At 66.6% G+C, this 23273-nt stretch carries 20 protein-coding genes and 1 pseudogene; 10 read left to right on the forward strand and 11 right to left on the reverse strand.

Annotated features, from left to right (window positions below; all coding sequences use genetic code 11):
• Positions 1 to 145 precede the first annotated feature (145 nt).
• The 4 genes from PCA10_RS00300 to PCA10_RS00315 form a co-directional block, all read right to left on the reverse strand.
• Positions 146 to 931 (reverse strand): MetQ/NlpA family ABC transporter substrate-binding protein, encoded by a 786-nt coding sequence (locus PCA10_RS00300; RefSeq protein ID WP_016490004.1) that lies wholly within the window; start codon positions 929 to 931, stop codon positions 146 to 148.
• A gap of 55 nt (positions 932 to 986) precedes the next feature.
• On the reverse strand, positions 987 to 1652 hold the full coding sequence (locus PCA10_RS00305) for a methionine ABC transporter permease (protein WP_016490005.1): 666 nt from the start codon (positions 1650 to 1652) through the stop codon (positions 987 to 989).
• A complete protein-coding gene (locus PCA10_RS00310; protein WP_016490006.1) occupies positions 1652 to 2659 on the reverse strand; it encodes a methionine ABC transporter ATP-binding protein in 1008 nt (335 codons plus the stop codon). Before PCA10_RS00310 ends, PCA10_RS00305 begins: the two co-directional genes overlap by 1 nt.
• Before the next feature lie 164 nt (positions 2660 to 2823).
• Positions 2824 to 3645 carry a PA5502 family lipoprotein gene (locus PCA10_RS00315; RefSeq protein ID WP_016490007.1) on the reverse strand — a complete coding sequence of 274 codons (822 nt, stop codon included), beginning with the start codon at positions 3643 to 3645 and terminating at the stop codon, positions 2824 to 2826.
• Between the two features lie 171 nt (positions 3646 to 3816).
• Between PCA10_RS00315 and PCA10_RS00320 the strand changes: the two genes are divergently transcribed.
• Positions 3817 to 5439, forward strand: a complete 1623-nt coding sequence (locus PCA10_RS00320; RefSeq protein ID WP_016490008.1) for a GMC family oxidoreductase — start codon at positions 3817 to 3819, stop codon at positions 5437 to 5439.
• On the opposite strand, the gene znuB is transcribed toward PCA10_RS00320, so the two are convergent.
• From znuB to PCA10_RS00335, 3 genes are read right to left on the reverse strand one after another with little or no spacing between them, the layout of a single operon-like run.
• Entirely contained in the window at positions 5417 to 6202 is a 786-nt protein-coding gene (gene znuB / locus PCA10_RS00325; RefSeq protein ID WP_016490009.1) for a zinc ABC transporter permease subunit ZnuB, read from the reverse strand. The two genes, PCA10_RS00320 and znuB, sit on opposite strands and share 23 nt — an antisense overlap.
• Positions 6195 to 6995: a zinc ABC transporter ATP-binding protein ZnuC gene (znuC, locus tag PCA10_RS00330; RefSeq protein ID WP_016490010.1), complete on the reverse strand. Its 801-nt coding sequence runs from the start codon at positions 6993 to 6995 to the stop codon at positions 6195 to 6197. Before znuC ends, znuB begins: the two co-directional genes overlap by 8 nt.
• Positions 6992 to 7492: a Fur family transcriptional regulator gene (locus PCA10_RS00335; RefSeq protein ID WP_016490011.1), complete on the reverse strand. Its 501-nt coding sequence runs from the start codon at positions 7490 to 7492 to the stop codon at positions 6992 to 6994. The genes znuC and PCA10_RS00335 overlap by 4 nt, the downstream gene beginning before the upstream one ends.
• Before the next feature lie 65 nt (positions 7493 to 7557).
• On the opposite strand from PCA10_RS00335, the gene PCA10_RS00340 reads away from it, so the two are divergent.
• The 3 genes and pseudogenes from PCA10_RS00340 to PCA10_RS00350 all read left to right on the forward strand — a co-directional run bounded on the left by PCA10_RS00340 (position 7558) and on the right by PCA10_RS00350 (position 11535).
• Positions 7558 to 8475, forward strand: coding sequence for a zinc ABC transporter substrate-binding protein (locus tag PCA10_RS00340; RefSeq protein ID WP_016490012.1), 918 nt, complete (start codon positions 7558 to 7560; stop codon positions 8473 to 8475).
• A 208-nt stretch (positions 8476 to 8683) separates the two neighbouring features.
• Entirely contained in the window at positions 8684 to 10831 is a 2148-nt protein-coding gene (locus tag PCA10_RS00345) for an adenosylcobalamin-dependent ribonucleoside-diphosphate reductase (protein ID WP_016490013.1), read from the forward strand.
• Positions 10832 to 10847: 16 nt separating this feature from the next.
• Positions 10848 to 11535 (forward strand): annotated as a pseudogene (locus tag PCA10_RS00350) (TSCPD domain-containing protein).
• Between the two features lie 310 nt (positions 11536 to 11845).
• Here the strand turns inward: PCA10_RS00350 and PCA10_RS00355 are convergent.
• The gene (locus tag PCA10_RS00355; protein ID WP_016490015.1) at positions 11846 to 12796 is read right to left on the reverse strand and encodes a homoserine kinase; all 951 of its coding nucleotides are present in this window, start codon (positions 12794 to 12796) and stop codon (positions 11846 to 11848) included.
• A 31-nt stretch (positions 12797 to 12827) separates the two neighbouring features.
• Positions 12828 to 13109, reverse strand: coding sequence for a DUF2782 domain-containing protein (locus tag PCA10_RS00360; protein ID WP_016490016.1), 282 nt, complete (start codon positions 13107 to 13109; stop codon positions 12828 to 12830).
• A gap of 74 nt (positions 13110 to 13183) precedes the next feature.
• On the opposite strand from PCA10_RS00360, the gene polA reads away from it, so the two are divergent.
• Positions 13184 to 15937, forward strand: coding sequence for a DNA polymerase I (polA, locus tag PCA10_RS00365; protein WP_041770068.1), 2754 nt, complete (start codon positions 13184 to 13186; stop codon positions 15935 to 15937).
• Between the two features lie 275 nt (positions 15938 to 16212).
• Here polA and yihA read toward each other — a convergent pair whose 3' ends face one another.
• Complete coding sequence (yihA, locus tag PCA10_RS00370) at positions 16213 to 16860, reverse strand: ribosome biogenesis GTP-binding protein YihA/YsxC (protein ID WP_016490018.1); 648 nt, start codon at positions 16858 to 16860, stop codon at positions 16213 to 16215.
• Between the two features lie 174 nt (positions 16861 to 17034).
• Between yihA and PCA10_RS00375 the strand changes: the two genes are divergently transcribed.
• The 5 genes from PCA10_RS00375 to PCA10_RS00395 all read left to right on the forward strand — a co-directional run bounded on the left by PCA10_RS00375 (position 17035) and on the right by PCA10_RS00395 (position 21590).
• Positions 17035 to 17325, forward strand: a complete 291-nt coding sequence (locus PCA10_RS00375; protein WP_016490019.1) for a c-type cytochrome — start codon at positions 17035 to 17037, stop codon at positions 17323 to 17325.
• A gap of 51 nt (positions 17326 to 17376) precedes the next feature.
• On the forward strand, positions 17377 to 17982 hold the full coding sequence (locus tag PCA10_RS00380) for a c-type cytochrome (protein WP_016490020.1): 606 nt from the start codon (positions 17377 to 17379) through the stop codon (positions 17980 to 17982).
• Between the two features lie 143 nt (positions 17983 to 18125).
• Positions 18126 to 18758 carry a thiol:disulfide interchange protein DsbA/DsbL gene (locus PCA10_RS00385; RefSeq protein WP_016490021.1) on the forward strand — a complete coding sequence of 211 codons (633 nt, stop codon included), beginning with the start codon at positions 18126 to 18128 and terminating at the stop codon, positions 18756 to 18758.
• A 16-nt stretch (positions 18759 to 18774) separates the two neighbouring features.
• A complete protein-coding gene (locus PCA10_RS00390; RefSeq protein ID WP_051148016.1) occupies positions 18775 to 19653 on the forward strand; it encodes an endonuclease/exonuclease/phosphatase family protein in 879 nt (292 codons plus the stop codon).
• The gene (locus PCA10_RS00395) at positions 19650 to 21590 is read left to right on the forward strand and encodes a GGDEF domain-containing protein (RefSeq protein ID WP_016490023.1); all 1941 of its coding nucleotides are present in this window, start codon (positions 19650 to 19652) and stop codon (positions 21588 to 21590) included. The genes PCA10_RS00390 and PCA10_RS00395 overlap by 4 nt, the downstream gene beginning before the upstream one ends.
• A gap of 6 nt (positions 21591 to 21596) precedes the next feature.
• Here the strand turns inward: PCA10_RS00395 and PCA10_RS00400 are convergent, their stop codons facing one another.
• Positions 21597 to 23015, reverse strand: coding sequence for a DASH family cryptochrome (locus PCA10_RS00400; RefSeq protein WP_016490024.1), 1419 nt, complete (start codon positions 23013 to 23015; stop codon positions 21597 to 21599).
• Positions 23016 to 23273: the final 258 nt, after the last annotated feature.

The raw sequence follows: 23273 nt of genomic DNA on the forward strand, positions 1-23273 counted from the left end.
TAGAGCGCAGCGAAACCCAACGATTCCAGGCGCATGTGGCCCCGGATGTTGGGCCTCGCTGCTCTCGGCGCCAACCTACGAATAGATCCCGCGCCCACAAAAAAGCCCGCTCATTCGAGCGGGCTTTTTCATGGCGCGGAAGCGATCAGAACGCCGGAACCACAGCGCCCTTGTATTTCTCCTCGATGAATTTCTTCACCTCGGGGCTGGTCAGGGCCTTGGCCAGCTTCTGCATGTCGGCGCTGTCCTTGTTGTCGCCACGGGCCACCAGGATGTTCACGTAGGGCGAATCGCTGCCCTCGATCACCAGGGCGTCCTTGGTGGGGTTGAGCCCGGCTTCCAGGGCGTAGTTGGTGTTGATCAGCGCCAGGTCGACCTGGTTCAGCACGCGCGGCAGGGTGGCGGCTTCCAGTTCACGGACCTTGATGCCCTTCGGGTTCTCGACGATGTCCTTCGGGGTGGCGGTGATGCTGGTGTTGTCCTTCAGCTTGATCACACCGGCCTTGTCCAGCAGCAGCAGCGCGCGGCCGCCGTTGGTGGCGTCGTTGGGGATGACTACCTGGGCGCCTTCGGGCAGCTCGGCCAGGGTCTTGATTTTGGTGGAGTAGGCGCCGAAGGGCTCGATGTGCACACCGGTCACCGCTTCCAGCTTCACCTTGGTCTGGCGGGCCTTGTTGAACTCGTCCAGGTACGGCTGGTGCTGGAAGAAGTTCGCGTCCAGGCGGCCTTCGGCAACCTGCACGTTGGGCTGTACGTAGTCGGTGAAGACCTTCACCTGCAGGTCCACGCCTTCTTTGGCCAGCTGCGGCTTGATGAATTCGAGGATCTCGGCGTGGGGCACCGGGGTGGCGGCGATCTTCAGGGTATCGGCCTGGGCGGAGAGGGCGGAGAGGGCGGAGAGGGCGGCGAAGGCCACCAGCAGTTTCTTCATGAGGGGCTCCTTGTGGGAATTCATAGGGCCGGCGCGGATGGGCGCCGGCTTCGGGTCATTTACGGGAGAAGTGCACCACCAGCTTGTCGCCGACGGTTTGCAGTATCTGTACGAGCACCAGCAGCAGGACCACGGTGACCACCATCACGTCGGTCTGGAAGCGCTGGTAGCCGAAGCGGATGGCCAGGTCGCCGAGGCCGCCCGCGCCCACCACGCCGGCCATGGCGGTGTAGGACACCAGAGTGATGGCGGTGACGGTGATGGCGGCGAAGATGCCCGGCCGGGCTTCCGGCAGCAGGGCATTCCAGATGATCTGGCGGGTGGTCGCCCCCATGGCCTGGGTGGCTTCGAGGATGCCGCGGTCCACCTCGCGCAGGGCGGTTTCCACCAGGCGCGCGAAGAACGGCGTGGCACCCACCACCAGCGGCGGGATGGCCCCGGCGACACCCAGGGAGGTGCCGGTGATGAACACGGTGAAGGGAATCATCACGATCAGCAGGATGATGAACGGCAGTGAGCGCAGCACGTTCACCAGCAGCGACAGCAGGCCGTAGACGGCCTTCTGCTCGAACAGCTGGCGCGGTCCGGTGAGGAACAGCAGCACGCCCAGCGGCAGGCCCAGGAGCACGGTGAACAGCAGCGAGCCACCCAGCATGAGGAAGGTGTCGAGGGTGGCGAGCCAGATTTCGTACCAGTCGATATTGGCGAGCAGGGCTTCCATCAACGCAGGACCTCCAGGTGCACGTCCGCCTCGCGGAAGCAGGTCAGTGCGGCGTCGATGTCGCCGCCGGTCAGGGCCAGGGTCAGCTGGCCGTAGGGGGTGTCCTTGATGCGGTCGATACGCCCGGCAAGGATGCTGTAGTCGACGCCGGTCTGGCGCGCCACGGTGCCCAGCAGCGGGGCGTAGGTGGCCTCGCCACGGAAGGTCAGGCGCAGGATGCGGCCGGACACATGGGCGAAGTCGTCGTGTTGCTCGCCCTCGTCCACCTGCTCGTCCTCCAGCACGAAGCGCTGGGTGGTGGCGTGTTGCGGGTGGAGGAAGACATCGGCCACCGGCCCCTGCTCGACGATCACGCCATCATCCATCACGGCCACGCGGTCGCAGACCCGACGGATCACGTCCATCTCATGGGTGATGAGCACGATGGTCAGCTTCAGCTCACGGTTGATCTCGGCCAGCAGCTGCAAAACCTGCGCGGTGGTCTGCGGGTCGAGGGCGCTGGTGGCCTCGTCGCACAGCAGGATCTTCGGCTGGGTGGCCAGGGCGCGGGCGATGCCGACGCGCTGCTTCTGGCCGCCGGAGAGCTGCGCCGGGTATTTGCGGGCATGGTCGCTGAGGCCGACGCGGGCCAGCAGCTCGGCGACGCGGCGGTCGAGCTCGCTGCGGGACAGTTCGCCCGCCAGCTTCAGCGGCAGGCCGACGTTCTCGGCGACGGTCTTGGACGACAGCAGGTTGAAGTGCTGGAAGATCATCCCGACGCGCTGGCGGAAGCGACGCAGGCCTTCGGCATCGAGGGCGGTTATATCCTCGCCGTCGACCACGATGCGCCCGCCGGAGGGTTCCTCGAGACGGTTGATCAGACGCAGCAGGGTGCTCTTGCCGGCGCCCGAATGGCCGATGAGGCCGAACACCTCACCACCTTGGATGGTCAGGTCGGTCGGCTGCAGGGCCGGGATTTCGCGGCCTTCGACGCGGTACGCCTTGTGGACGTTATGGAATTCGATCACTGCGGAAACCTTGTGGGCTCGTCGTTAGCCGGATCGGCTAAAAACCGGCAATTTTACCTGTTGGCGTATAGGCGCAGAAAATCTTTCTGGTCCTATGTATAGAACAAGTGGGAATAAGCGATGGACGGCTCCCGTCCAGTCTAGCTGCCGCCCGGCCGGGTCGTTCAGCGGCGCGGGCTGAGCACCAGGCGTGGCACCTCGTCAGGCTTGAGGGCCTGGCTGTAGTGGGTCTTGAAGCCGGGGTCGAGCTTCTTCGCCCGCGCCGAGAGCAGGGCGGCGACCCAGGGGTAGTCCTTGGCTTCGCGCACCTGGATCTGCACGGCGCAGTCATGGGCGACCATGTCGGCGGCCACGCCGTCCAGCAGGCGACGCAGGTTCTCGTTGTCGTCGCGGTCGAGCATCGGCATTTCCACCAGCGGCGTCAGCGCGCGCGGTGGTTTCGGCGCATGGGCCACCTGGGCCTGGGCCTGGGCGGCGCTGGCCTGGCGCGCGGCCGCTTCGCGCAGCTGGCGTGCCTGCTCCAGCTGCTGGGCGTTCTGCTTGGCGGCGGCCGCTGCTGCTTCGGCGGCGCGGCGGCTGGCTTCGGCACGGGCCTCGGCGGCTTCGCGGGCCTTGTCGATGGCACCGTCCAGGCCGGCGCTCAGCGCAGGGGCCTGGGGCATCAGGCTGCGGGCATGGCTGAGCGCCTTGGTGGCGGAGTCCAGGTCACCCTGCTCCAGGGCGGCCTGGCCACGCTGCATCCAGGCATCGGCCAGCTGGCGCTGGTATTGCTCCAGGCGGGTATCCCCGGTGGCGCTGGGTTCCAGGGCCTTGATGCGGCTCTCGGCTTCGGCGAGCTTGCCGTCGGCCAGCTCCAGATCAAGTTGTCGGAAGCTGCTGACCAGTTCGTCCGTTGGCACTTCAGTCGCGTGCTGGGCTGTCTGGCAAGCGGCCAGCAGCAGGGAAAAAGCGACAACAGGCAGGCAACGAGTAGCGAAAAGCTTCATTCCAGCGGATCTCTGATTGCTCAAAAAACGCGCGATTCTACACTGCGGCGGCGTTCAGGACAAAAAGTAGGGGTAAATCGGCCGCAAGGATGGCATTTCCAGAGGCATTCGGCCGATGCTGCGGGTTGCCCACCAGGGCCGAGCAACCATGACGACCAGGCGAGGAGCGCCATGCATCCGTCCCACCAGGAATTCGACTACCTCATCGTCGGCGCCGGACCGGCAGGCTGCCTGCTGGCCAACCGACTCTCGGCCAACCCCAGTGTGCGCGTGCTGTTGCTGGAGGCCGGCGGACAAGACAGCTACCCCTGGATCCACATCCCGGTCGGCTACCTCTATTGCATCGGCAACCCCCGCACCGACTGGTGCTACCGCACCGAGGCGGAGCCCGGCCTGCAGGGCCGCAGCCTGGGCTACCCGCGTGGCCGGGTGCTGGGCGGCAGCTCGTCGATCAACGGGATGATCTACATGCGCGGCCAGGCCGCCGACTACGAGCGCTGGACCGAGCTGGGCAACCCGGGCTGGAGCTGGAGCGAGGTCCTGCCGCTGTTCCTGCGTAGCGAAAGCCACTTCGCCGGCGCCAGCGAGTTCCACAACGACGCCGGTGAATGGCGGGTGGAACGCCAGCGCCTGTCGTGGGAAATCCTCGACGCCTTCCGGGCGGCCGCCGGCGAGTGCGGCATCGCCCCGGTGGAAGACTTCAATACCGGCGACAACCAGGGCTGCGGCTACTTCCAGGTGAACCAGCGCGGCGGCGTGCGCTGGAACGCGTCCAAGGCCTTCCTGCGGCCGGCACGGCAGCGGCCGAACCTGACCGTGCATACCGGCGTCGAGGTACAGCGGCTGTTGCTGGAGCAGGGGCGCGCGGTGGGCGTGGTGGGCCTCTGGGCTGGGATCGAGCAGGAGTTCCGCGCCCGCCGGGAAGTGATTCTCTGTGCCGGCGCCGTGGGCTCGCCCATGCTGCTGCAGCGCTCAGGCATAGGCCCGCGACCGCTGCTGGAACGCCTCGGCGTTGGCGTACGGCACGAGCTGCCGGGGGTGGGCGGCAACTTGCAGGATCACCTGCAACTGCGGCTGATCTTCAAGGTTTCCGGGGTGCAGACGTTGAACCAGCTGGCCGGCAGCCTGTGGGGCAAGCTGGGCATGGGCCTGCGCTACCTCGCCAGCCGCAGCGGACCGCTGGCCATGGCGCCGAGCCAGTTGGGCGCCTTCGTCCGCTCCGGCCCGGAGCAGACGCGGGCCAACCTGGAGTACCACGTGCAGCCGTTGTCCCTGGAGCGCTTCGGCGAGCCGCTGCACCCCTTCCCCGCTTTCACCGCCTCGGTGTGCAACCTGCGCCCGCAGAGCCGTGGACGGGTGGACATCCGCTCGTTGGACGCCAAGGCGCCGCCGCTGATCCAGCCCAACTACCTGAGCCATGTCGAGGACCTGCGGGTGGCGGCGGACGCCATCCGCCTGACCCGGCGCATCGTCGCCGCGCCGGCCCTGGCGCGCTATCGACCGGAGGAATACCTGCCGGGCGTTGCGCTGCAGAGCGAAGCGGAACTGCGCGAGGCCGCCGGACAGATCGGCACCACCATCTTCCACCCGGTGGGCACCTGCGCCATGGGCCGTGGCCCCGAGGCGGTGGTGGACGCCGAGCTGAAGGTGCACGGGGTGCCGGGACTGCGCATCGCCGACGCCTCGGTGATGCCGGAAATCGTCTCCGGCAACACTTGCTCGCCGACCCTGATGATCGCGGAGAAGGCCGCGGACCTGGTGCTGGCCGACCTCAGGCGCGGCGCGGCAAGGTAAAGCTGAGGAGGAACAGGCTGGCGGCCGAGACCACGATGGAGGGGCCGGCCGGGGTGTCCTTGTACCAGGACAGCGCCAGCCCGGCGCAGACCGCCACCAGGCCCAGCAGGCTGGCGCCCAGGGCCATCTGCTCGGGGCTGCGCGCATGGCGCTGGGCGGCGGCGGCCGGGATGATCAGCAAGGAGGTGATCAGCAGTACGCCGACGATCTTCATCGCCACGGCGATGACGATGGCGATCAGCAACATCAGCGCCAGGCGGATGGCCGCCACCGGGAGGCCCTCCACCCGCGCCAGTTCCTCATGCACGGTGATCGCCAGCAGCGGCCGCCACATGGGGATCAGCACCAGCAGCACCAGGGCGCTGCCGCCGAGGATCCAGGCGAGGTCCGTGGGGCTCACGGCCAGCAGGTCGCCGAACAGGTAACCCATCAGGTCGATGCGCACCTCGCTCATGAAGCTCAGCGCCACCAGGCCCAGGGACAGGGTGCTGTGGGCGAGGATGCCCAGCAGGGTGTCCGAGGCCAGCGGCTGGCGTTGTTGCAGGGTCACCAGCAGCACGGCGAGCAGCACGCAGCCGACGGTCACCGCCAGGGTCGGGCTGACGTCCAGCATCAGGCCGAGGGCGACGCCCAGCAGCGCGGCGTGGGACAGGGTGTCGCCGAAATAGGCCATGCGCCGCCAGACCACGAAGGAGCCGAGGGGGCCGGCCACCAGGGCCAGGGCGAGGCCGGCGAGCAGGGCGTTGAGCAGGAAATCAGCCATGGTTGCAGTCGGGGCCATGCGTGTGGACGGGAGTGAATCGGGTGCCGCTGGGGAAGGGTGTCTTCACCACTTCGCCATGCAGGTCGTGGTCATGGTCGTGATGGTGGTGGTAGACGGCCAGGCTCTTGGCGTCCTGGCCGAACAGCTCGACGAAGGCCGGGTCGAAGCTGACCTGCTCCGGGTGGCCCGAGCAGCAGACGTGGCGGTTCAGGCAGACCACCTGGTCGGTGGTGCTCATCACCAGGTGCAGGTCGTGGGACACCATCAGAACACCGCAGCCGTGGCGGTCGCGCAGGCGGGTGATCAGGCGGTAGAGCTCGGCCTGGCCGGCGACGTCGACGCCTTGCACCGGCTCGTCCAGCACCAGCAGCTCGGGCTCGCGCAGCAGGGCGCGGGCCAGCAGCACGCGCTGCAGTTCACCGCCGGAAATGTTCTGCAGCGGGCTGTCGATCACCTGTGCCGCACCCACTTCGTCCAGGGCGGCCAGGGCGGTGGTGCGGTCCACTCCCGGCACCAGGCGCAGGAAGCGCAACACGGTGAGCGGCAGGGTGGCGTCCACCTGCAGTTTCTGCGGCATGTAGCCGATGCGCAGGCGCGACTTGCGCCAGACCTCGCCCTTGTCGGGCTTGAGCAGGCCGAGCACGGTGCGCACCAGGGTGGTCTTGCCGGCGCCGTTGGGGCCGATCAGGGTGACGATCTCGCCGGGCTTGAGGCTCAGGTTGACGTCCTGCAGCACGGCCTGGCCGGCGAAGCGAACGCCGATGCCCTCGAGACGGATCAGTGCGTCGCTCATGCCGCCACCTGGCAGGTGGCGCAGAGGCCGACGATCTCCACGGTCTGGCCTTCGACGCTGAAGCCCACGGACTTGGCGCTGTCGACTATGGCCTGGCTGATGCTCGACTGCTCCAGCTCGATGGCGGTCTGGCAGTTGCGGCAGATCAGGAACTGGCCCTGGTGCGCGTCGCCCGGGTGGTTGCAGCCGACGAAGGCGTTGAGCGAGGCGATGCGGTGCACCAGGCCGTTTTCCAGCAGGAAGTCCAGCGCCCGGTAGACCGTGGGCGGCGCCGCGCGGCGGCCGTCTTCCTCGGTCAGCACGCCGAGAATGTCGTAGGCGCCCAGTGGCCGGTGACTCTGCCAGACCAGTTCGAGCACGCGCTTGCGCAGTGCGGTCAGGCGCAGGCCCTGGCGAGCGCAGATGGCCTCGGCCTCGGCCAGGGCGTTGGACACGCAATGGGAATGGTCGTGGGGACGGCAGGCCAGGGGGGCTTTCACGCTGATCGGCTTGAGCATGGCGACGACGACGTTTAAGGAAAGAGACGTTATTCTATAACTCTTTTCCCCTAGAGTCTGTGCCTGTGTTCCGTCTATTCGTCAGCCTTTTCCTTAGTGCGCTCACCCTGTCGGCCCAGGCCGAGGTGCGCCTGCTCACGAGCATCAAGCCGCTGCAACTGGTTGCCGCCGCGGTGCAGGACGGCGTCGGCCAGCCCGATGTGCTGCTGCCGCCTGGCGCCTCGCCCCACCAGTACGCGCTGCGTCCCTCGGACGTACGGCGGGTGCGTGAGGCCGACCTGTTCTACTGGGTCGGCCCTGACCTGGAAGGCTTCCTGCCCCGCGTGCTGCAAGGCCGCGACAAGCCCAGCCTGGCCTTGCAGGACGAACCCGGCATGCAGCTGCGCCACTTCGAGGCGCTGCACGACGAGCACGAGGAAGCCGGCCATGACGACCATGAGCACGATCACGACCACCGCCCTGGCTCCCTGGACGCCCATCTCTGGCTGCTGCCGGCCAACGCCCGGGTAATCGCCGCGCGCATGGCCGCCGACCTGAGCCAGGTCGACCCCGCCAATGCCGCCCGCTACCAGGCCAACCTGAAAGCCTTCGAGGGTCGTCTCGACCAGCTCGACGCGCGCCTCAAGGCGCGCATGGCCGGCGTGGCCGGCAAGCCCTTCTTCGTCTTCCACGAGGCCTTCGATTACTTCGAGGCGGCCTATGGCCTGCGCCACGCCGGGGTGTTCAGCGTGGCCAGCGAAGTGCAGCCCGGCGCCCGCCATGTCGCCGCCATGCGCGAGCGGCTGCAGAAGGCAGGCCCCAGCTGCGTGTTCAGCGAGCCGCCGGTGCGCCCGCGCCTGGCTGAAACCCTGACCGCCGGCCTGCCGGTGCGCCTGGCCGAGCTGGATGCCCTGGGCATGCAGGCGCCGGTGACGGCCACGGGTTACGAGACCCTGCTGCAGAACCTCGGCGATGGCCTGGCGGGCTGCCTGGAGGCGCTCTGACCCGCTTTTGTAGGTTGGTGCCGAGCGAAGCGAGGCCCAAAGCCATGGTGCCGGGATTGTTGGGCTTCGCTGGCTCAGCACCAACCTACGGGAGCAACCAGCGCCGCCTGCTAAGGTGAGAGAGGGGCCGCGGGCCGTCTTGATGTGGATCAGCGGCCGGCATTCGTGGTCAGACTAGTCTGGACTCTTCATCGAAGGAGGGCAGCGGATGGCCAGGACGGGAACACCCAAGCAGGTCCAGGGTAACCACGGCATCGCCTTGCAGGCGGCGTCGGAGGACATCTGGGACAGCAAGTACCGCCTCAAGCGCAAGGACGGCACCCCGGTCGACCTCAGCCCGGACGCCACCTGGCAGCGCGTCGCCCGCGCCCTGGCCGAGGTGGAGGTCGATGCCGCGGCGCGCGAGCACTGGTACGAGCGCTTCCTCTGGGCGCTGCGCAACGGCGCCATTCCCGCCGGGCGGATCATCTCCAACGCCGGTGCCCAGGATTTCAAACCGGCCACCTCGACCATCAACTGCACCGTCTCCGGCACCATCCTCGATGCCATGGACGACATCCTCGGCAAGGTTCACGAAGCCGGGCTGACCCTCAAGGCCGGCTGCGGCGTCGGTTACGAATTCAGCACCCTGCGCCCGCGCGGCGCCTATGTATCCGGGGCCGGGGCGCAAACCAGCGGCCCGCTGTCGTTCATGGATATCTACGACAAGATGTGCTTCACCGTGAGCTCCGCCGGTGGCCGCCGTGGTGCGCAGATGGGCACGTTCGACGTCTGCCACCCGGACGTGCGCGACTTCATCCGGGCCAAGCGCGAGGACGGCCGCCTGCGCCAGTTCAATCTCAGCCTGCTGGTCAGCGATGCCTTCATGCATGCCGTGGAGAACGACACCGAGTGGCCGCTGCTGTACCCGGTGCACCCCAAGGAGCGCGACGAGCTCGACTTCCATGACCCGGCCCAGGTGATCTGGCGCGACTGGCCCGTGCACGAAGGCTATATCGTCCGCGAGGACGGCCTGGTGGCCTGCAAGGTCTATGGCCGCGTCCAGGCCCGGCACCTGTGGGACATGATCATGGTGTCCACCTACGATTTCGCCGAGCCGGGCTTCATCCTCATCGACCGGGTCAACGAGATGAACAACAACTGGTGGTGCGAGGCGATCCGCGCCACCAACCCCTGTGGCGAACAGCCGTTGCCCCCCTATGGCTCCTGCCTGCTCGGCTCGATCAACCTCACTGCCTTCGTCGAGGAACCCTTCGGCGAGGACGCGCATTTCGACTGGGAACGCTTCCGCGCCGTGGTGCGGGTGTTCACCCGCATGCTCGACAACGTGGTGGAGATCAACGGCCTGCCCCTGGCGCGACAACGGGAGGAGATCCTCGGCAAGCGCCGTCATGGCATGGGCTTCCTCGGTCTCGGCTCGGCCCTGGCGCTGCTCAGGCTGCGTTATGGCAGCACCGAGGCCTGCGTCTTCACCGAGGAGGTGGCGCGGGAAATGGCCCTGGCCGGTTGGCAGGTGGCCCTGGAGCTGGCGCGGGAAAAGGGCCCGGCACCCATTCTCGGCGAGGACTACGAGGTCACCGCCGCCATGCTGCGCAAGCGTCCCGAGATGGTCGACGACGGCTACCGGGTCGGCGACCGGGTGCCTGGCCGCATCCTTCACGCCCGCTATTCCCGCTACATGCAGCGCATCGCCGAGCATGCGCCGGAGCTGGTGGCCGAGCTTGCCGAGGTGGGCGCGCGCTTCACCCACCACAGCTCCATCGCGCCCACCGGCACCATCAGCCTGAGCCTGGCCAACAACGCCTCCAACGGCATCGAGCCGAGCTACGCCCACCAGTACTCGCGCAACCTGATCCGCCCCGGGCGCAAGACCAAGGAGAAGATCGAGGTGTGCAGCTACGAGCTGCTGGCCTACCGCGCCCTGGTCAACAGCCAGGCACGGCCCGGCGCCGAACTCCAGGCCCAGCGCCTGCCGGACTACTTCGTCAGCGCCGACGACATCAGCCCGGCCGAACACGTGGACATGCAGGCGGCGGCGCAGAAGTGGATCGATTCCTCCATCTCCAAGACCGCCAACGTGCCCACCGATTTTCCCTTCGAGGACTTCAAGGACATCTACCTGCGCGCCTGGACCCAGGGGCTCAAGGGCTGCACCACCTTCCGCTTCAACCCGGCCGCCTTCCAGGGCGTGCTGGTGAAGGAGTCGGACCTGGAGAAGACCGTCTACCGCTTCGAGCTGGAGGACGGCAGCCTGGTGGAACTGCGCGGCAACGAGGAAGTGGAGTACGACGGCGAGGTGCACACCGCCGCCAACCTGTTCGACGCCCTCAAAGAAGGCTATTACGGCAAGTACTGAGCTGTGGGAGTGGCCCATGACCATCAAGATCGAGAAGAAGATCAAGGGTTTCAGCCTGGTCGACCTGGATCAGGAGAAGGCCCGCAAGGCCGCCGAGGAAGCGGCCGCCGTGGTGCAGATGGACGAGACGCTGCAACGTCCCGAGACCCTGGTGGGTGCCACCTACAAGATAAAGTCGCCGTTGTTCGAGCACGCGCTCTACGTGACCATCAACGACATCGTGCTCAACCCCGGCACGGCCTTCGAGCAGCGCCGGCCCTTCGAGATCTTCATCAACTCCAAGGGCATGGAGCATTTCCAGTGGATCGTCGCCCTCACCCGCATCATGTCGGCGGTGTTTCGCAAGGGTGGCGACTGCACCTTCCTGGTGGAAGAGCTGAAGGCCGTGTTCGACCCGCGCGGCGGCTACCTCAAGCGCGGCGGCATCTACATGCCGTCGTTGGTGGCGGAAATCGGTGCGGTACTGGAACGGCACCTGGTGGCCATCGGCCTGATGGAAGGCCAGAAACTGGACGAGGAGCACAAGCTCTACCTCGCCGAAAAGCGCGCCGCCTACGAAGCCAGCCTGGGCACCACCACCGCCGAACCCGGCGAAGGCTTCCCCCCCCGGCGCCCAGCTCTGCGGCAAGTGCAACACCCAGGCGGTGGTGCAGATGGACGGCTGCGCCACCTGCCTCAACTGCGGCCATTCGAAATGTGGGTGAGCCGGATAAGGCGAAGCATGCTTCGCCCCGGCGAACGACCGGCCATGGATGGCCGGGCCGGGGTTGAACCTGGGCACGGAGTAACGACAGGGATGTCTGCGATCAAGCTGATCTTTGCGACGCAAAAGCATGCGTTGCCCCGGCGAACGACCAGCCACGGATGGTCAGTCCGGGGGGCAAAGAATCCGGTAGGGGCGAATTCATTCGCCAAGGACGGCGCAGCTGTCCCGACAATCCCTCAGGGCAGACCTGCGGTCTGCTTGGCGAATGAATTCGCCCCTACATGAAGAGCTACGGATGCATGCCCGGGTCAAAGCGCAAACGGCAACCCGACCTCGACCTTCTGCCGGTGCGCCAGTCGTGCCTGGAACACATAGGGATCGTGGATCAGCACGTCCTGCCCGGCGAAGGCATTGGCGGCGATCAGCCGTGACAGCCAGAAGCGTACGCAGGCGATGCGCAGGGCCGCCGGCCAGAGCTCGGCCTCGGCTGCGGTGAACGGGCGCCGTGCGCAATAGGCGCCGAGCAGGGCGCGGGCGAGCGGGGCGTCGAGGTGGCCCTGTTCATCCGAGCACCAGTCGTTCAGGCAGATCGCCAGGTCATAGAGCATGGGACCGGAGCAGGCGTTGTAGAAGTCGATCAGCCCGGAGAAATGCGGACCGTCGAATAGCGCGTTGTCCTTGAACAGGTCGGCGTGCAGGTTGGCCCGTGGCAGGGCCAGGAAGCGTTCCTTCACCTCGCCGATTTCCTTCAGCGCGTCGCGCAGCAGCGGCAATGCCGTGTCGTCCAGTTGCAGGGCCAGGGCCGGCCCTTCGCGCAGCATCCAGTCCAGGCCCCGATCGCTCTTGCGCTCCAGCACCCGTTCGCGAGTAGCCAGGTGCAGGCGCGCCAGCAGGTTGCCGACTTCCGCGCAGTGGTGGGCGTTGGGCTGCTGCACATGCTTGCCCGGCAGGCGCGGTTGCAGCAACGCCGGCTTGCCGGCCAGTTCGCGCAGGGCTTCGCCTCCCTCGGTGCGCAGGGCGAACGGCACCGGCAGGTCGGCATCGTGGAGCACGTCGAGCAGGTCGATGAAGAACGGCAGGTCGTGGCTCGGGCCGCGCTCCACCAGGGTCAGTACGAACTCCCCCCCTTCCAGGCTCACGAAGAAGTTGCTGTTCTCGGAGCCTTCGGCAATGCCCTGGAAATCCTTCAGTCGACCCAGTCCGTAGGGGGCGAGAAAAACTTCCAGTTCCTGGCGCTCAAGAGGGGTGAATACAGACATTGGACTACCTTGTTACGGGGTTGCGTGTGCGCTACCAGCTGAAGATTCGCCAGGCCGGGATGAGCATGTCGGGTTGGTCGGAGCGGATGAAGTTGCTTTCGCCGTCGGCGCGTACCAGGAAGTAGGGTACGCCGCGTCGCGGTGTGACCTTGATGGCATAGAGGAAACCGTTGACGCGGTATTCCTGGATGGTCCTGTCGCCTTCCTGGCGGATGGTGACGTCCGGTTCCCCGGAAGGTTCGTCCGCGGCGAACGCGACGACTGGAATCGATGCCAGCAGGCTGGCCAGCAACAGGCGGTTCAGTGCGCGCATGGTAACCTTGCTCCTTCTCGTCATTGATCGGTCCATTCTACTTCGGGTCCGGCGAATAAAGGTTGATTTCAAGCATGAGCCAAGCTCCCCTCGTCCTTGTGGACGGATCCTCCTACCTGTACCGCGCCTTCCATGCACTGCCGCCGCTGACCACATCGGCGGGCCTGCCCACGGGGGCGGTCAAGGGCGTGCTGAACATGCTGAAAAGCCTGCGCCGGCAGTACCCGGACAGCCCCTTCGCGGTGGTCTTCGATGCCAAGGGTGGCACCTTCCGTGATGAGATGTTCGCCGAGTACAAGGCCAATCGTCCTTCCATGCCGGACGAGCTCCGGGTCCAGGTCGAGCCGCTGCATGCCAGCGTGCGCGCCCTCGGCCTGCCCCTGCTGTGTGTGGAAGGGGTGGAAGCCGACGACGTGATCGGCACCCTGGCCCGGCAGAGCGCCGCGGGTAGCCGTCCGGTGGTGATCTCCACCGGCGACAAGGACATGGCGCAACTGGTCGACGGGCACATTACGCTGGTCAATACCATGACCGGTAGCACGCTGGATGTGGATGGCGTGAAGGAGAAATTCGGTGTCGGTCCTGAACACATCATCGACTACCTGGCATTGATGGGTGACAAGGTCGACAACATCCCCGGCGTACCCGGCGTCGGCGAAAAGACCGCGCTAGGCCTGCTGCAAGGCATCGGCGGCGGCCTCGACGAACTCTATGCCAACCTGGACAAGGTACCCGCGCTGCCGATCCGTGGTGCCAAGGGCCTGCCGGCCAAGCTCGAAGAGCACAAGGACATGGCCTACCTGTCCTACAAGCTAGCCACCATCAAGTGCGACGTCGAGTTGAACGTCGAGATCGATTCCCTGTACCCCGGCGAGGCGGACCGCGACGCCCTGGCCGAGCTGTACCGCACCCTGGAATTCAAGAGCTGGCTGGACGACCTGCAGCGCCAGGCCAAGGCCGGCGGCGAGCAGCTCGCCCTGGACGCGGCACCGGCCGCCGAAGCCGAGGCCGAGAAGCGCTACGAAACCGTACTGGAGCAGGCGCGGTTCGACGCCTGGCTGAAGAAGCTGGCGGCCGCGCCGCTGTTCGCCTTCGATACCGAGACCACCAGCATCGATGCGCAACAGGCGCAGGTGGTGGGTGTGTCCTTTGCGGTGGAGGCCGGTGAGGCCGCCTACGTGCCCCTGGCCCACAGCTACATGGGCGTGCCCGAGCAGCTGGATCGCGACGCCGTGCTCAAGGCCCTCCAGCCGCTGCTGGAAGACCCGGCCAAGGCCAAGGTCGGCCAGCACGCCAAGTACGACATGAACGTCCTGGCCAACGCCTCGACGCCGATCGCCGTGCAGGGCATCGCCTTCGACACCATGCTCGAGTCCTACGTGCTGGACTCCACCGCCACCCGCCACGACATGGACAGCCTGGCGCTGAAGTACCTCGGCCACAGCACCATCCGTTTCGAGGACATCGCCGGCAAGGGTGCCAAGCAGCTGACGTTCGACCAGATCGCCATCGAGCAGGCCGGTCCCTATGCGGCCGAGGACGCCGACGTCACCCTGCGCCTGCACCAGACCCTGTGGCAGAAGCTGGAAGCCATTCCGTCGCTGGCCAAGGTGCTGCGCGAAATCGAGATGCCGCTGGTGCCGGTACTGGCGCGTATCGAGCGCAATGGCGCCTACGTCGACGGCAAGCTGCTGGGCCAGCAGAGCCTGGAGCTGGGCGAGAAGATGGTGGAGCTGGAGCGCCAGGCCTATGACCTGGCCGGACAGGAATTCAACCTGGGCTCGCCCAAGCAGCTCGGCGCCATCCTCTACGAAAAACTCGGCCTGCCGGTGCTGGCCAAGACCGCCACCGGCCAGCCCTCCACCGCCGAGAACGTGCTCGCCGACCTCGCGGAACAGGACTTCGAGCTGCCCAAGGTGATCATGCAGTACCGCTCCCTGAGCAAGCTCAAGAGCACCTACACCGACAAGCTGCCGGGGCAGATCAATCCGCGCACCGGGCGCATCCACACCTCCTACCACCAGGCCGTGGCCGCCACCGGGCGCCTGTCCTCCACCGACCCGAACCTGCAGAACATCCCGATCCGCACCGCCGAGGGCCGGCGCATCCGCCAGGCCTTCGTAGCACCCAAGGGCTACAAGCTGCTGGCGGCGGACTACTCGCAGATCGAGCTGCGCATCATGGCCCACCTGGCCAAGGACGAAGGCCTGCTGGATGCCTTCCGCCACGACCGCGACGTGCACCGCGCCACGGCTTCCGAGGTGTTCGGCGTGCCGCTGGACGAGGTCAGCAACAACCAGCGCCGCAGCGCCAAGGCGATCAACTTCGGCCTGATCTACGGCATGAGCGCCTTTGGCCTGGCCAAGCAGATCGGTGTCGAGCGCAAGGAGGCCCAGGCCTACATCGATCGCTATTTCGCGCGCTACCCGGGCGTGCTGGCCTACATGGAACGCACCCGTGAGCAGGCTGGGCAGCAGGGCTTCGTCGAGACCCTGTTCGGCCGCCGCCTGTACCTGCCGGAGATCCACTCGAAGAACCAGGCCATGCGCAAGGGCGCCGAGCGCACCGCGATCAACGCCCCCATGCAAGGCACGGCGGCGGACATCATGAAGCGGGCCATGGTGGCGGTGGACAACTGGCTGCAGGACAGCGGCCTGGATGCCCGCGTCATCCTCCAGGTGCACGACGAACTGGTACTGGAGGTACGCGAGGATCTGGTCGAGGAAGTTTCCGCGAAGATCCGCCCGCTGATGAGCGGCGCCGCCGAGCTGGATGTGCCATTGGTGGTGGAAGTGGGGACGGGCGACAACTGGGACGAGGCGCACTGAGTGCGCCTTGGCGCGGGGCTGTATCAGCCCCGCAACAGTCGCTTGGCTGGAAATCGAATAAACAAGATTTCTCTGATAGCGAACTGTTTGAAAATTAGTTCTGAACTTTCTGTAGGACGGGGTGGTCACACAACTGAATGGCTGGTGAAGCCTTTCGATGCTCCTTTTGCTGTGTTTAGTGTTGGCAGATATCTGGACCCCGCCCTAGCGGTTCAGACTTAGACCCCGAACTTCCCCCTCCCCATACGAAGTCCGGGGTTTTTTTTGCCTGGAATTCAGGCGTCGTCCTGCTCTTCGTCGTCCTGCAGATCCAGCTGCAGCCAGTGCGCGAGCACCGCGTGGGCTTCCTCGATGCCCTGGCGCTTTGGCGCCGAGAACAGCTGGATGCTCACGTCATCGCCCCAACCCTTGCGGATCTCCTGGCGAACCTTGAGCAGGGCGTTCTTCGACGCGCCGAAGGCCAGCTTGTCCGCCTTGGTCAGCAGGATGTGCATGGGCATGTTGCTGGCGGTCGACCAGTCCAGCATCAGCCGGTCGAAGTCGGTCAGCGGATGGCGGATGTCCATCATCAGCACCAGGCCGGCGAGGCTTTCGCGGCTGCTGAGGTAGGCCTCCAGGTGATGCTGCCAGTGCTGCTTGAGCGGGATCGGCACCTTGGCGTAGCCGTAGCCGGGCAGGTCCACCAGGCGGCGATCTTCATCCAGGGAGAAGAAGTTCAGCAGCTGGGTGCGGCCCGGGGTCTTGGAGGTACGCGCCAGGCTGGCGTGGGTCAGGGTGTTCAGCGCGCTCGACTTGCCGGCGTTGGAACGCCCGGCGAACGCCACTTCCAGGCCGGCATCCGGCGGGCACTGGTCGACTTTGGCAGCACTGATGAGAAAACGGGCCTGTTGGCACAGACCGAGGATCGGGTTCTTGATTGACATGCGGTGTCCAGGGGTGCGACTCGGTGTCGCAGGAGGCTGTTTCGTTTCCGTTTAAGCATCGCCAGTATATAATGCCGCAGATTTAGTGTGCGCTTTATCCCCCAGGGTCTAGTGTCCACGGCAGTGACCGACGCACGAAAGAACGCGCGGCAATGCCCTCTGATGAGGTTGATCATGAAGAAATTGCTGCTCGCCGCGAGCCTTGCGGTGATGCCCTTCGCCGCGCAAGCGGTCCAGGATGCAGAAGCGGTTTTCAACCGGGCTTGCGGTGCCTGCCATAGTGGCCAGCTGCCGATGGCGCCGAAGAAAGGCGACAAGGCTGCCTGGGAACCGCGTCTGGCCAAGGGCATGGACACGCTGGTGCAGAGCGTCACCACTGGTTTGAACGCCATGCCGCCGAAAGGCCTGTGCATGGATTGCAGTGCCGAGGACTACAAGGCCGTCATCCAGTGGATGAGCCAATAAAGTAGCCCGGCGCAATACACCTTTACCCTTTAGCCGTAGTTGGATTAGCTGATGAACAAACTGATCGTGAGTCTGCTGTTGACCCTGGGCATCACCGGCATGGCCCACGCCGCAGGTGACGCCAAGGCTGGCCAGGCCAAAGCTGCCGTTTGCGGTGCCTGCCATGGTCCGGATGGCAACAGTGCCGCCCCGAACTTCCCGAAACTGGCTGGCCAGGGCGAACGCTACCTGCTCAAGCAGCTGAAGGACATCAAGGCCGGTAACCGTACCGTGCTGGAAATGACCGGCCTGCTGAACAACCTCAGCGACCAGGACCTGGCTGACATCGCCGCCTACTTCGCCAGCCAGCACGGCAGCGTGGGCGCGGCCGATCCGAAGCTGGTCGATCGCGGCCAGGCGCTCTTCCGCGGCGGCAACCTGGAAACCGGCATGCCTGCCTGCACTGGCTGCCATGGTCCCGACGGCGCCGGCAACGCCGCTGCCGGCTTCCCGCACCTGGGTGGCCAGCACGCCCAGTACATTGCCAAGCAGCTGACCGCCTTCCGCGAAGGCGAGCGCACCAACGACGGCGACAGCCAGATCATGCGCGCCATCGCGGCCAAGCTGAGCAACAAGGACATCGAAGCGGTGTCGACGTACATCCAGGGCCTGCACTGAGGTCCGTTGTCCGGAACATGAACGAGGGTGGCCAAGGCCACCCTTTTTCGTTCCCGGCTCCACTACAATGGCCGGAACCCGCTGTACGGCCGCAGGTCGAATTTCTGGCCACCGCGGCACCTTAAACCGTCAAGGAGTGAAGCATGCGTAACCTGATTCTTTCCGCCGTTCTTGCTGGCGCGAGCCTGCTGGGCATGACTGCCGTCCAGGCCGATGAGATCGAGGCCGGCAAACAGTATGTCGAGCTGAGCAGCCCGGTACCGGTGTCCGTTCCCGGCAAGATCGAGGTGGTTGAGCTGTTCTGGTACGGCTGCCCGCACTGCTACCAGTTCGAGCCGACCATCAATCCCTGGTCCGCGAAGCTGCCGGCAGACGTCAACTTCGTACGCATTCCCGCCATGTTCGGCGGCCTGTGGAACGTCCATGGCCAGCTGTTCATCACCCTGGAGACCATGAAGGTCGAGCAACAGGTCCACAAAGCCGTATTCGACGCCATCCACAAGGAAGGCAAGAAGCTTGCGACTCCCGAGGAAATGGCCGAGTTCCTCGCCACCCAGGGCGTAGACAAGGACGCCTTCCTCAAGACCTTCAACTCCTTCGCCGTGAAGGGCCAGATGGAGAAGGCCAAGAAACTGGCCATGGCCTACCAGATCACCGGCGTACCGACCATGGTGGTCAACGGCAAATACCGTTTCGACATCAGCTCCTCGGGTGGTCCGGAGCAGACCCTGCAGGTCGCCGATCACCTGATCGAGAAGGAGCGCGCCGCGAAGTAAGCGGCGCATTCGCTCGGTGAGGCGACGCTGGGTGGCCGAACGTACGGCAAGCTCGTGTGATGCGCGGGTCAACCCGCATTTCGACTCGGGCGGGTTGCCCGCCGATGGCCGCCTGCGGCTACTCAGCTTCAACATCCAGGTCGGCATCAGCACCCAGCGTTATCACCACTACCTGACCCGTGGCTGGCAGCACCTGCTGCCGCACACGGGGCGCGCCGGCAACCTCCAGCGCATCGGCGACCTGCTCGGCGACTTCGACCTGGTCGCCCTGCAGGAGGTCGACGGCGGCAGCATCCGCTCCGGCTTCATCAACCAGGTCGAGCACCTTGCCCAACTGGGCGCCTTCCCCTACTGGTACCAGCAGCTCAATCGCAATCTCGGGCGCATCGCCCAGCACAGCAATGGCCTGCTCAGCCGTCTGCAACCCAGCCTGCTCGAAGACCACCCGCTGCCTGGCCCGCCCGGCCGTGGTGCGATCCTGATGCGCTTCGGCCAGGGCAGCGACGCGCTCGCCGTGGTGATGATGCACCTGTCCCTCGGCGCCCGTACCCGTACCCGTCAGCTGGCCTACATCCGTGAGCTGGTGGGCAACTACCGCCACGTGGTGCTGATGGGCGACATGAATACCCACGCCAACGACCTGCTGGAGCATTCGCCCCTGCGCGACCTCGGCCTCCTGGCGCCCCAGGTCGAAGCGACCTTCCCCAGCTGGCGGCCGCAGCGTTGCCTCGATCACATCCTGCTCAGCTCCAGCCTGACCCTGGAGCGGGTGTCGGTGCTCAGCCAGCCGATTTCCGACCATCTACCGGTGGCGGTGGACATTCGCCTGCCCGCCGGGCTGCAGGCCGATCTGCCGCTGGTGCTCAGTGAACCCCCACGCGGAAAATCTGCATGAGCGACGACGCCCAGCGTTGGAAGTCCAAATACCTCGAAAGCCTCGAAGAGCAGGAGAAGCTCGAGAAGCGCTGGGACGCCCGCCTCGATCTGTTGCGTCGCGGCCTGGTGCGCAGCTCCCTGGCGGCCGAAGGTTCCGACAAGGCCGTCGACCAGTGCATGCAGGAACTGCGCGAGATCATCCGTGGCGAGCAGATGGACGCCGGCCTCTCGGCACTGATCCCGCGCCTGGAAAAGGCCGTGCTGGACTCCGAGCAGCGCCGCCAGCAGCGCGTTGAACAGAACGTCAGCGCGCTCACCGGCATCGCCGGCCGGCTCCTGGCCCTCGACCTCCCACGGGAAGTGCGCAAGGGCCTCAAGCAATTCTCCCGGCGCATCGACGAGCGCGCCCGGCAGCCCCGGGAAATGCCGGGCGTGCTGGCGGAGCTCGGCGTGCTCCAGGGCCAGGTCCTGCAGGCGCTGACCAACGTCGACGCCACGGCCACCAAGCCCGGCCTGTTGCAGCGCCTGTTCGGCGGCCGCGACGAAGCGCCGGCCGAAGCCGACCCCCTCCCCGCGCCCGCCGTCGCCATTGCTACCGGCGCCGAACCAGCGGCGGCGCCTGAAGAACCCCTACCGGCACCCGTCGCGGAGATTCCGCCAGCGGCTGCCGTCGAGCCCGCAGCGCCAGCCGCGCCGATACCCGAGCAGGCGCTGCCCGCTGCCGCCGTGGCCATCGACCCGCTGCGGCCGTCGCCTGCGGTGCGCAGCAATAGCCTGGACAGCCTGCCCCTGGCGGCTTCCATCATCACCGGCGAAGGTGATCCGGACTACGCCCTGCCCAGCGCGCCGGAGCCGGGCTATAGCGCCATCGCGCCGCATGTAGCCGACAGCCTGCGTTCGCTGCTCGACGAACTGGACCTGCCCGAGCATCACCAGCCCATGGCCGATGGCCTGCGCCAGCGCCTGGAAGGCGGACTCAACTGGTACGAACTGGTGCCGGTACTGGACGACCTCGGCGTGCTGGTTCTGGCGGTCACCGACAGCGGCCAGCGCGAGTTCGCCGGCTACCTCAAGCAACTCAACCAGCGCCTGACGCTGTTCCTCGAACAGATCAGCGCGGCCCAGGAAGGCCACGCCGAATCGCGGGACGACGCCCGCGCCCTGGACGACCAGTTGCGCGAGCAGGTCAGCGGGCTGCAGGCCAGCGTGCAGGACGCCACCGACCTCGATCATCTCAAGCTCGGCCTGGATCAGCGCCTCGATGGCCTGCTCGAAACCATGAACCGCTACCAGCAGCAGCGCGCCGTGCGCGACCAGGAAGTGGCCGAGCGCCTGCAGATGCTGATGACGCGGGTGGCGACCATGGAAGAAGAAGCCAAGAGCGTCCAGGAAAACCTCGAAGCCCAGCGGCAGATGGCCCTGCAGGACCCCCTCACCGGGTTGCCCAACCGCGCGGCCTGGAACGAGCGCCTGGAGATCGAGCTGGCCCGCCAGCAGCGTTATGGCGGCGACCTGTTGCTCGGGGTCATCGACATCGACCACTTCAAGCGCATCAACGACGGCTTCGGCCACCTGGCCGGCGACAAGGTGCTGAAGATCATCGCCGGGGAACTGGCCCGGCGCCTGCGCAAGACCGACTTCATCGCCCGCTTCGGCGGCGAGGAGTTCGTCCTGCTGCTGCCCTCGACGCCCACCGAAGGCGGTCGGCTGCTGCTGGAAACCTTGCGCCTTGCCATCGAGGCCTGCCCCTTCCACTTCAAGGGCGAGCGGGTGGGCATCACCCTCTCCGCCGGACTCACCGCGCTCATCGCCGGCGAATCCAGCGACGCCGCCTTCCAGCGTGCCGACCAGGCGCTCTATCGGGCCAAGCACCAGGGCCGCAACCGCATCGAAACGGCGTTTGTGCCCGCCGAGCGCGACGACCCGGCTCCCCAGGGCGTGCCGCTGCCCGGCTGAGCCGGCTCAGGCCGCGCTGGATATGTAGGGCTTCCAGTTTTCCGGGATCTGTTCCAGGCGCGGGTAGTCCAGCCCGGCGAACTGCAGTTCGCTGAGCATGAAGGGCGTGTGCCGCTGTTCCACCGGCAAGCCGCGCAGCTCCGGCAGCCAGAGGCTGACGTAGCCGGCATCCGGATCGTACTGGCGAGCCTGGCGCAGGGCATTGAAGGCTCGCGCGCGGCGGGGATCGCTGGCCACTCCGGCGAGGTAGGCCCAGTTGCCCCAGTTGCTCGCCGGGTCGTAGTCCAGCAGGTGTTCCTCGAACCAGGCGGCGCCGTAGCGCCAGTCCTGCTGCAGGTCGTTGACCAGGTAGGCGGCCACCACCTGGCGGCCGCGACTGGACATCCAGCCGGTCATCATCAGCTCGCGCATGCTGGCGTCCACCAGCGGCATGCCGGTGCGCCCGTTGCACCAGTGCAGGTAGCGCTCGTCGAGGTTGCGCGGTGCTCGAGCGGTGGCCTTCAGGCCGTCGGAGCGGAACAGCGCGCCGCCGTAGCGCTTTACGGTCCAGCGGAAGAATTCGCGCCAGAGCAGATCCTGCCACAGCTGCTGGGTGGATTCGCTGCGGCCGTGCTGGGCTTCCAGGCGGTGCAGCTCGGCGGCCACCCGGCGCGGCGACAAGCTACCGTTGGCCAGCCAGGGCGAGAGCTTGGAGGAGTAGTCGCTGCCGATCATGCCGTTGCGGCTTTCCTGGTACTGCAACACACCCTGGGTTTCCCAGAGGTAGTCGCGCAACCGCGCCAGGGCGGCGGGCTCGCCGCCGGAGAAAGGGAAGGCGGTGGCCGGCACCCCCAGGGGTTCGCCCAGGCCCAGGCGGGATAGGGTCGGCAATGGCCCGATCAGGCTCGCCGCGCCGCTTGGCAAGGGTGGCAGTGCAGGAGGCGCGGGGCGCGGCTGGAACACCTGCACGCGCTGCTCCAGCAGCTCGCGGAACTGGTTGAACACCGACGGCAGTTCGTTCAGCGGCCTGGGCAGCTCGTCCTCGCGCAGCAGGTTGTTGCCGGGCAGCTCGACCAGCGGCACCCCGAGGGCGTGGCGCACCCGGCGCAGCTCGTCGCGCTCAAAGGGCGCGACTTCGTCCAGGGTCAGCACTTCGTCCAGGCTCAGGTGGTTCACCAGGGTAGGGATCACCAGTTCGGCGTGACCCTGGATCACCAGCAGGCGCGAGCCGTGCTGGCGCAAGCCCGCATCCAGGGCGGCCAGGCTTTCCAGGAGGAAGCGCGCCCGGTGCACTCCAAGCCGGCGTGGTCCGAAGGGTGAGGGACCGAGCAGCGACGGGTCGAGGACGTACAGGGGCAGCAGACGGTCAGCCTGCAGCGCCGCCTGCAGTGCCGGGTGGTCGTCGAGCCTGAGATCCTGCTTCAACCAGAGCAACACGCGGCGCATGGAGTTTTCCTCGGTCGGGTTTTCCCTTACCTACAACATTACCTGCGACGGAAAAACCCATGGCGCCGTTCATCCCGGCCGGCCGGCCCCATGTCCGATAAACGTGCTGGCATCGGGCTATAATCCGCGCCCTTTTGCGCCGGGGCGTCCCCCGGCCGAAAATCTCGCAACAGGTTCGACTCCCCAACACGGTGCCCACGCGCAGACGCCGGCGCTGGCGGCCAGTACACTTCTGCCCATCGATCAAGGGAAGCCCCC

Origin of the sequence: Pseudomonas resinovorans NBRC 106553, assembly GCF_000412695.1 — a bacterium.
Classification (GTDB): Bacteria; Pseudomonadota; Gammaproteobacteria; order Pseudomonadales; family Pseudomonadaceae; genus Metapseudomonas; species Metapseudomonas resinovorans_A.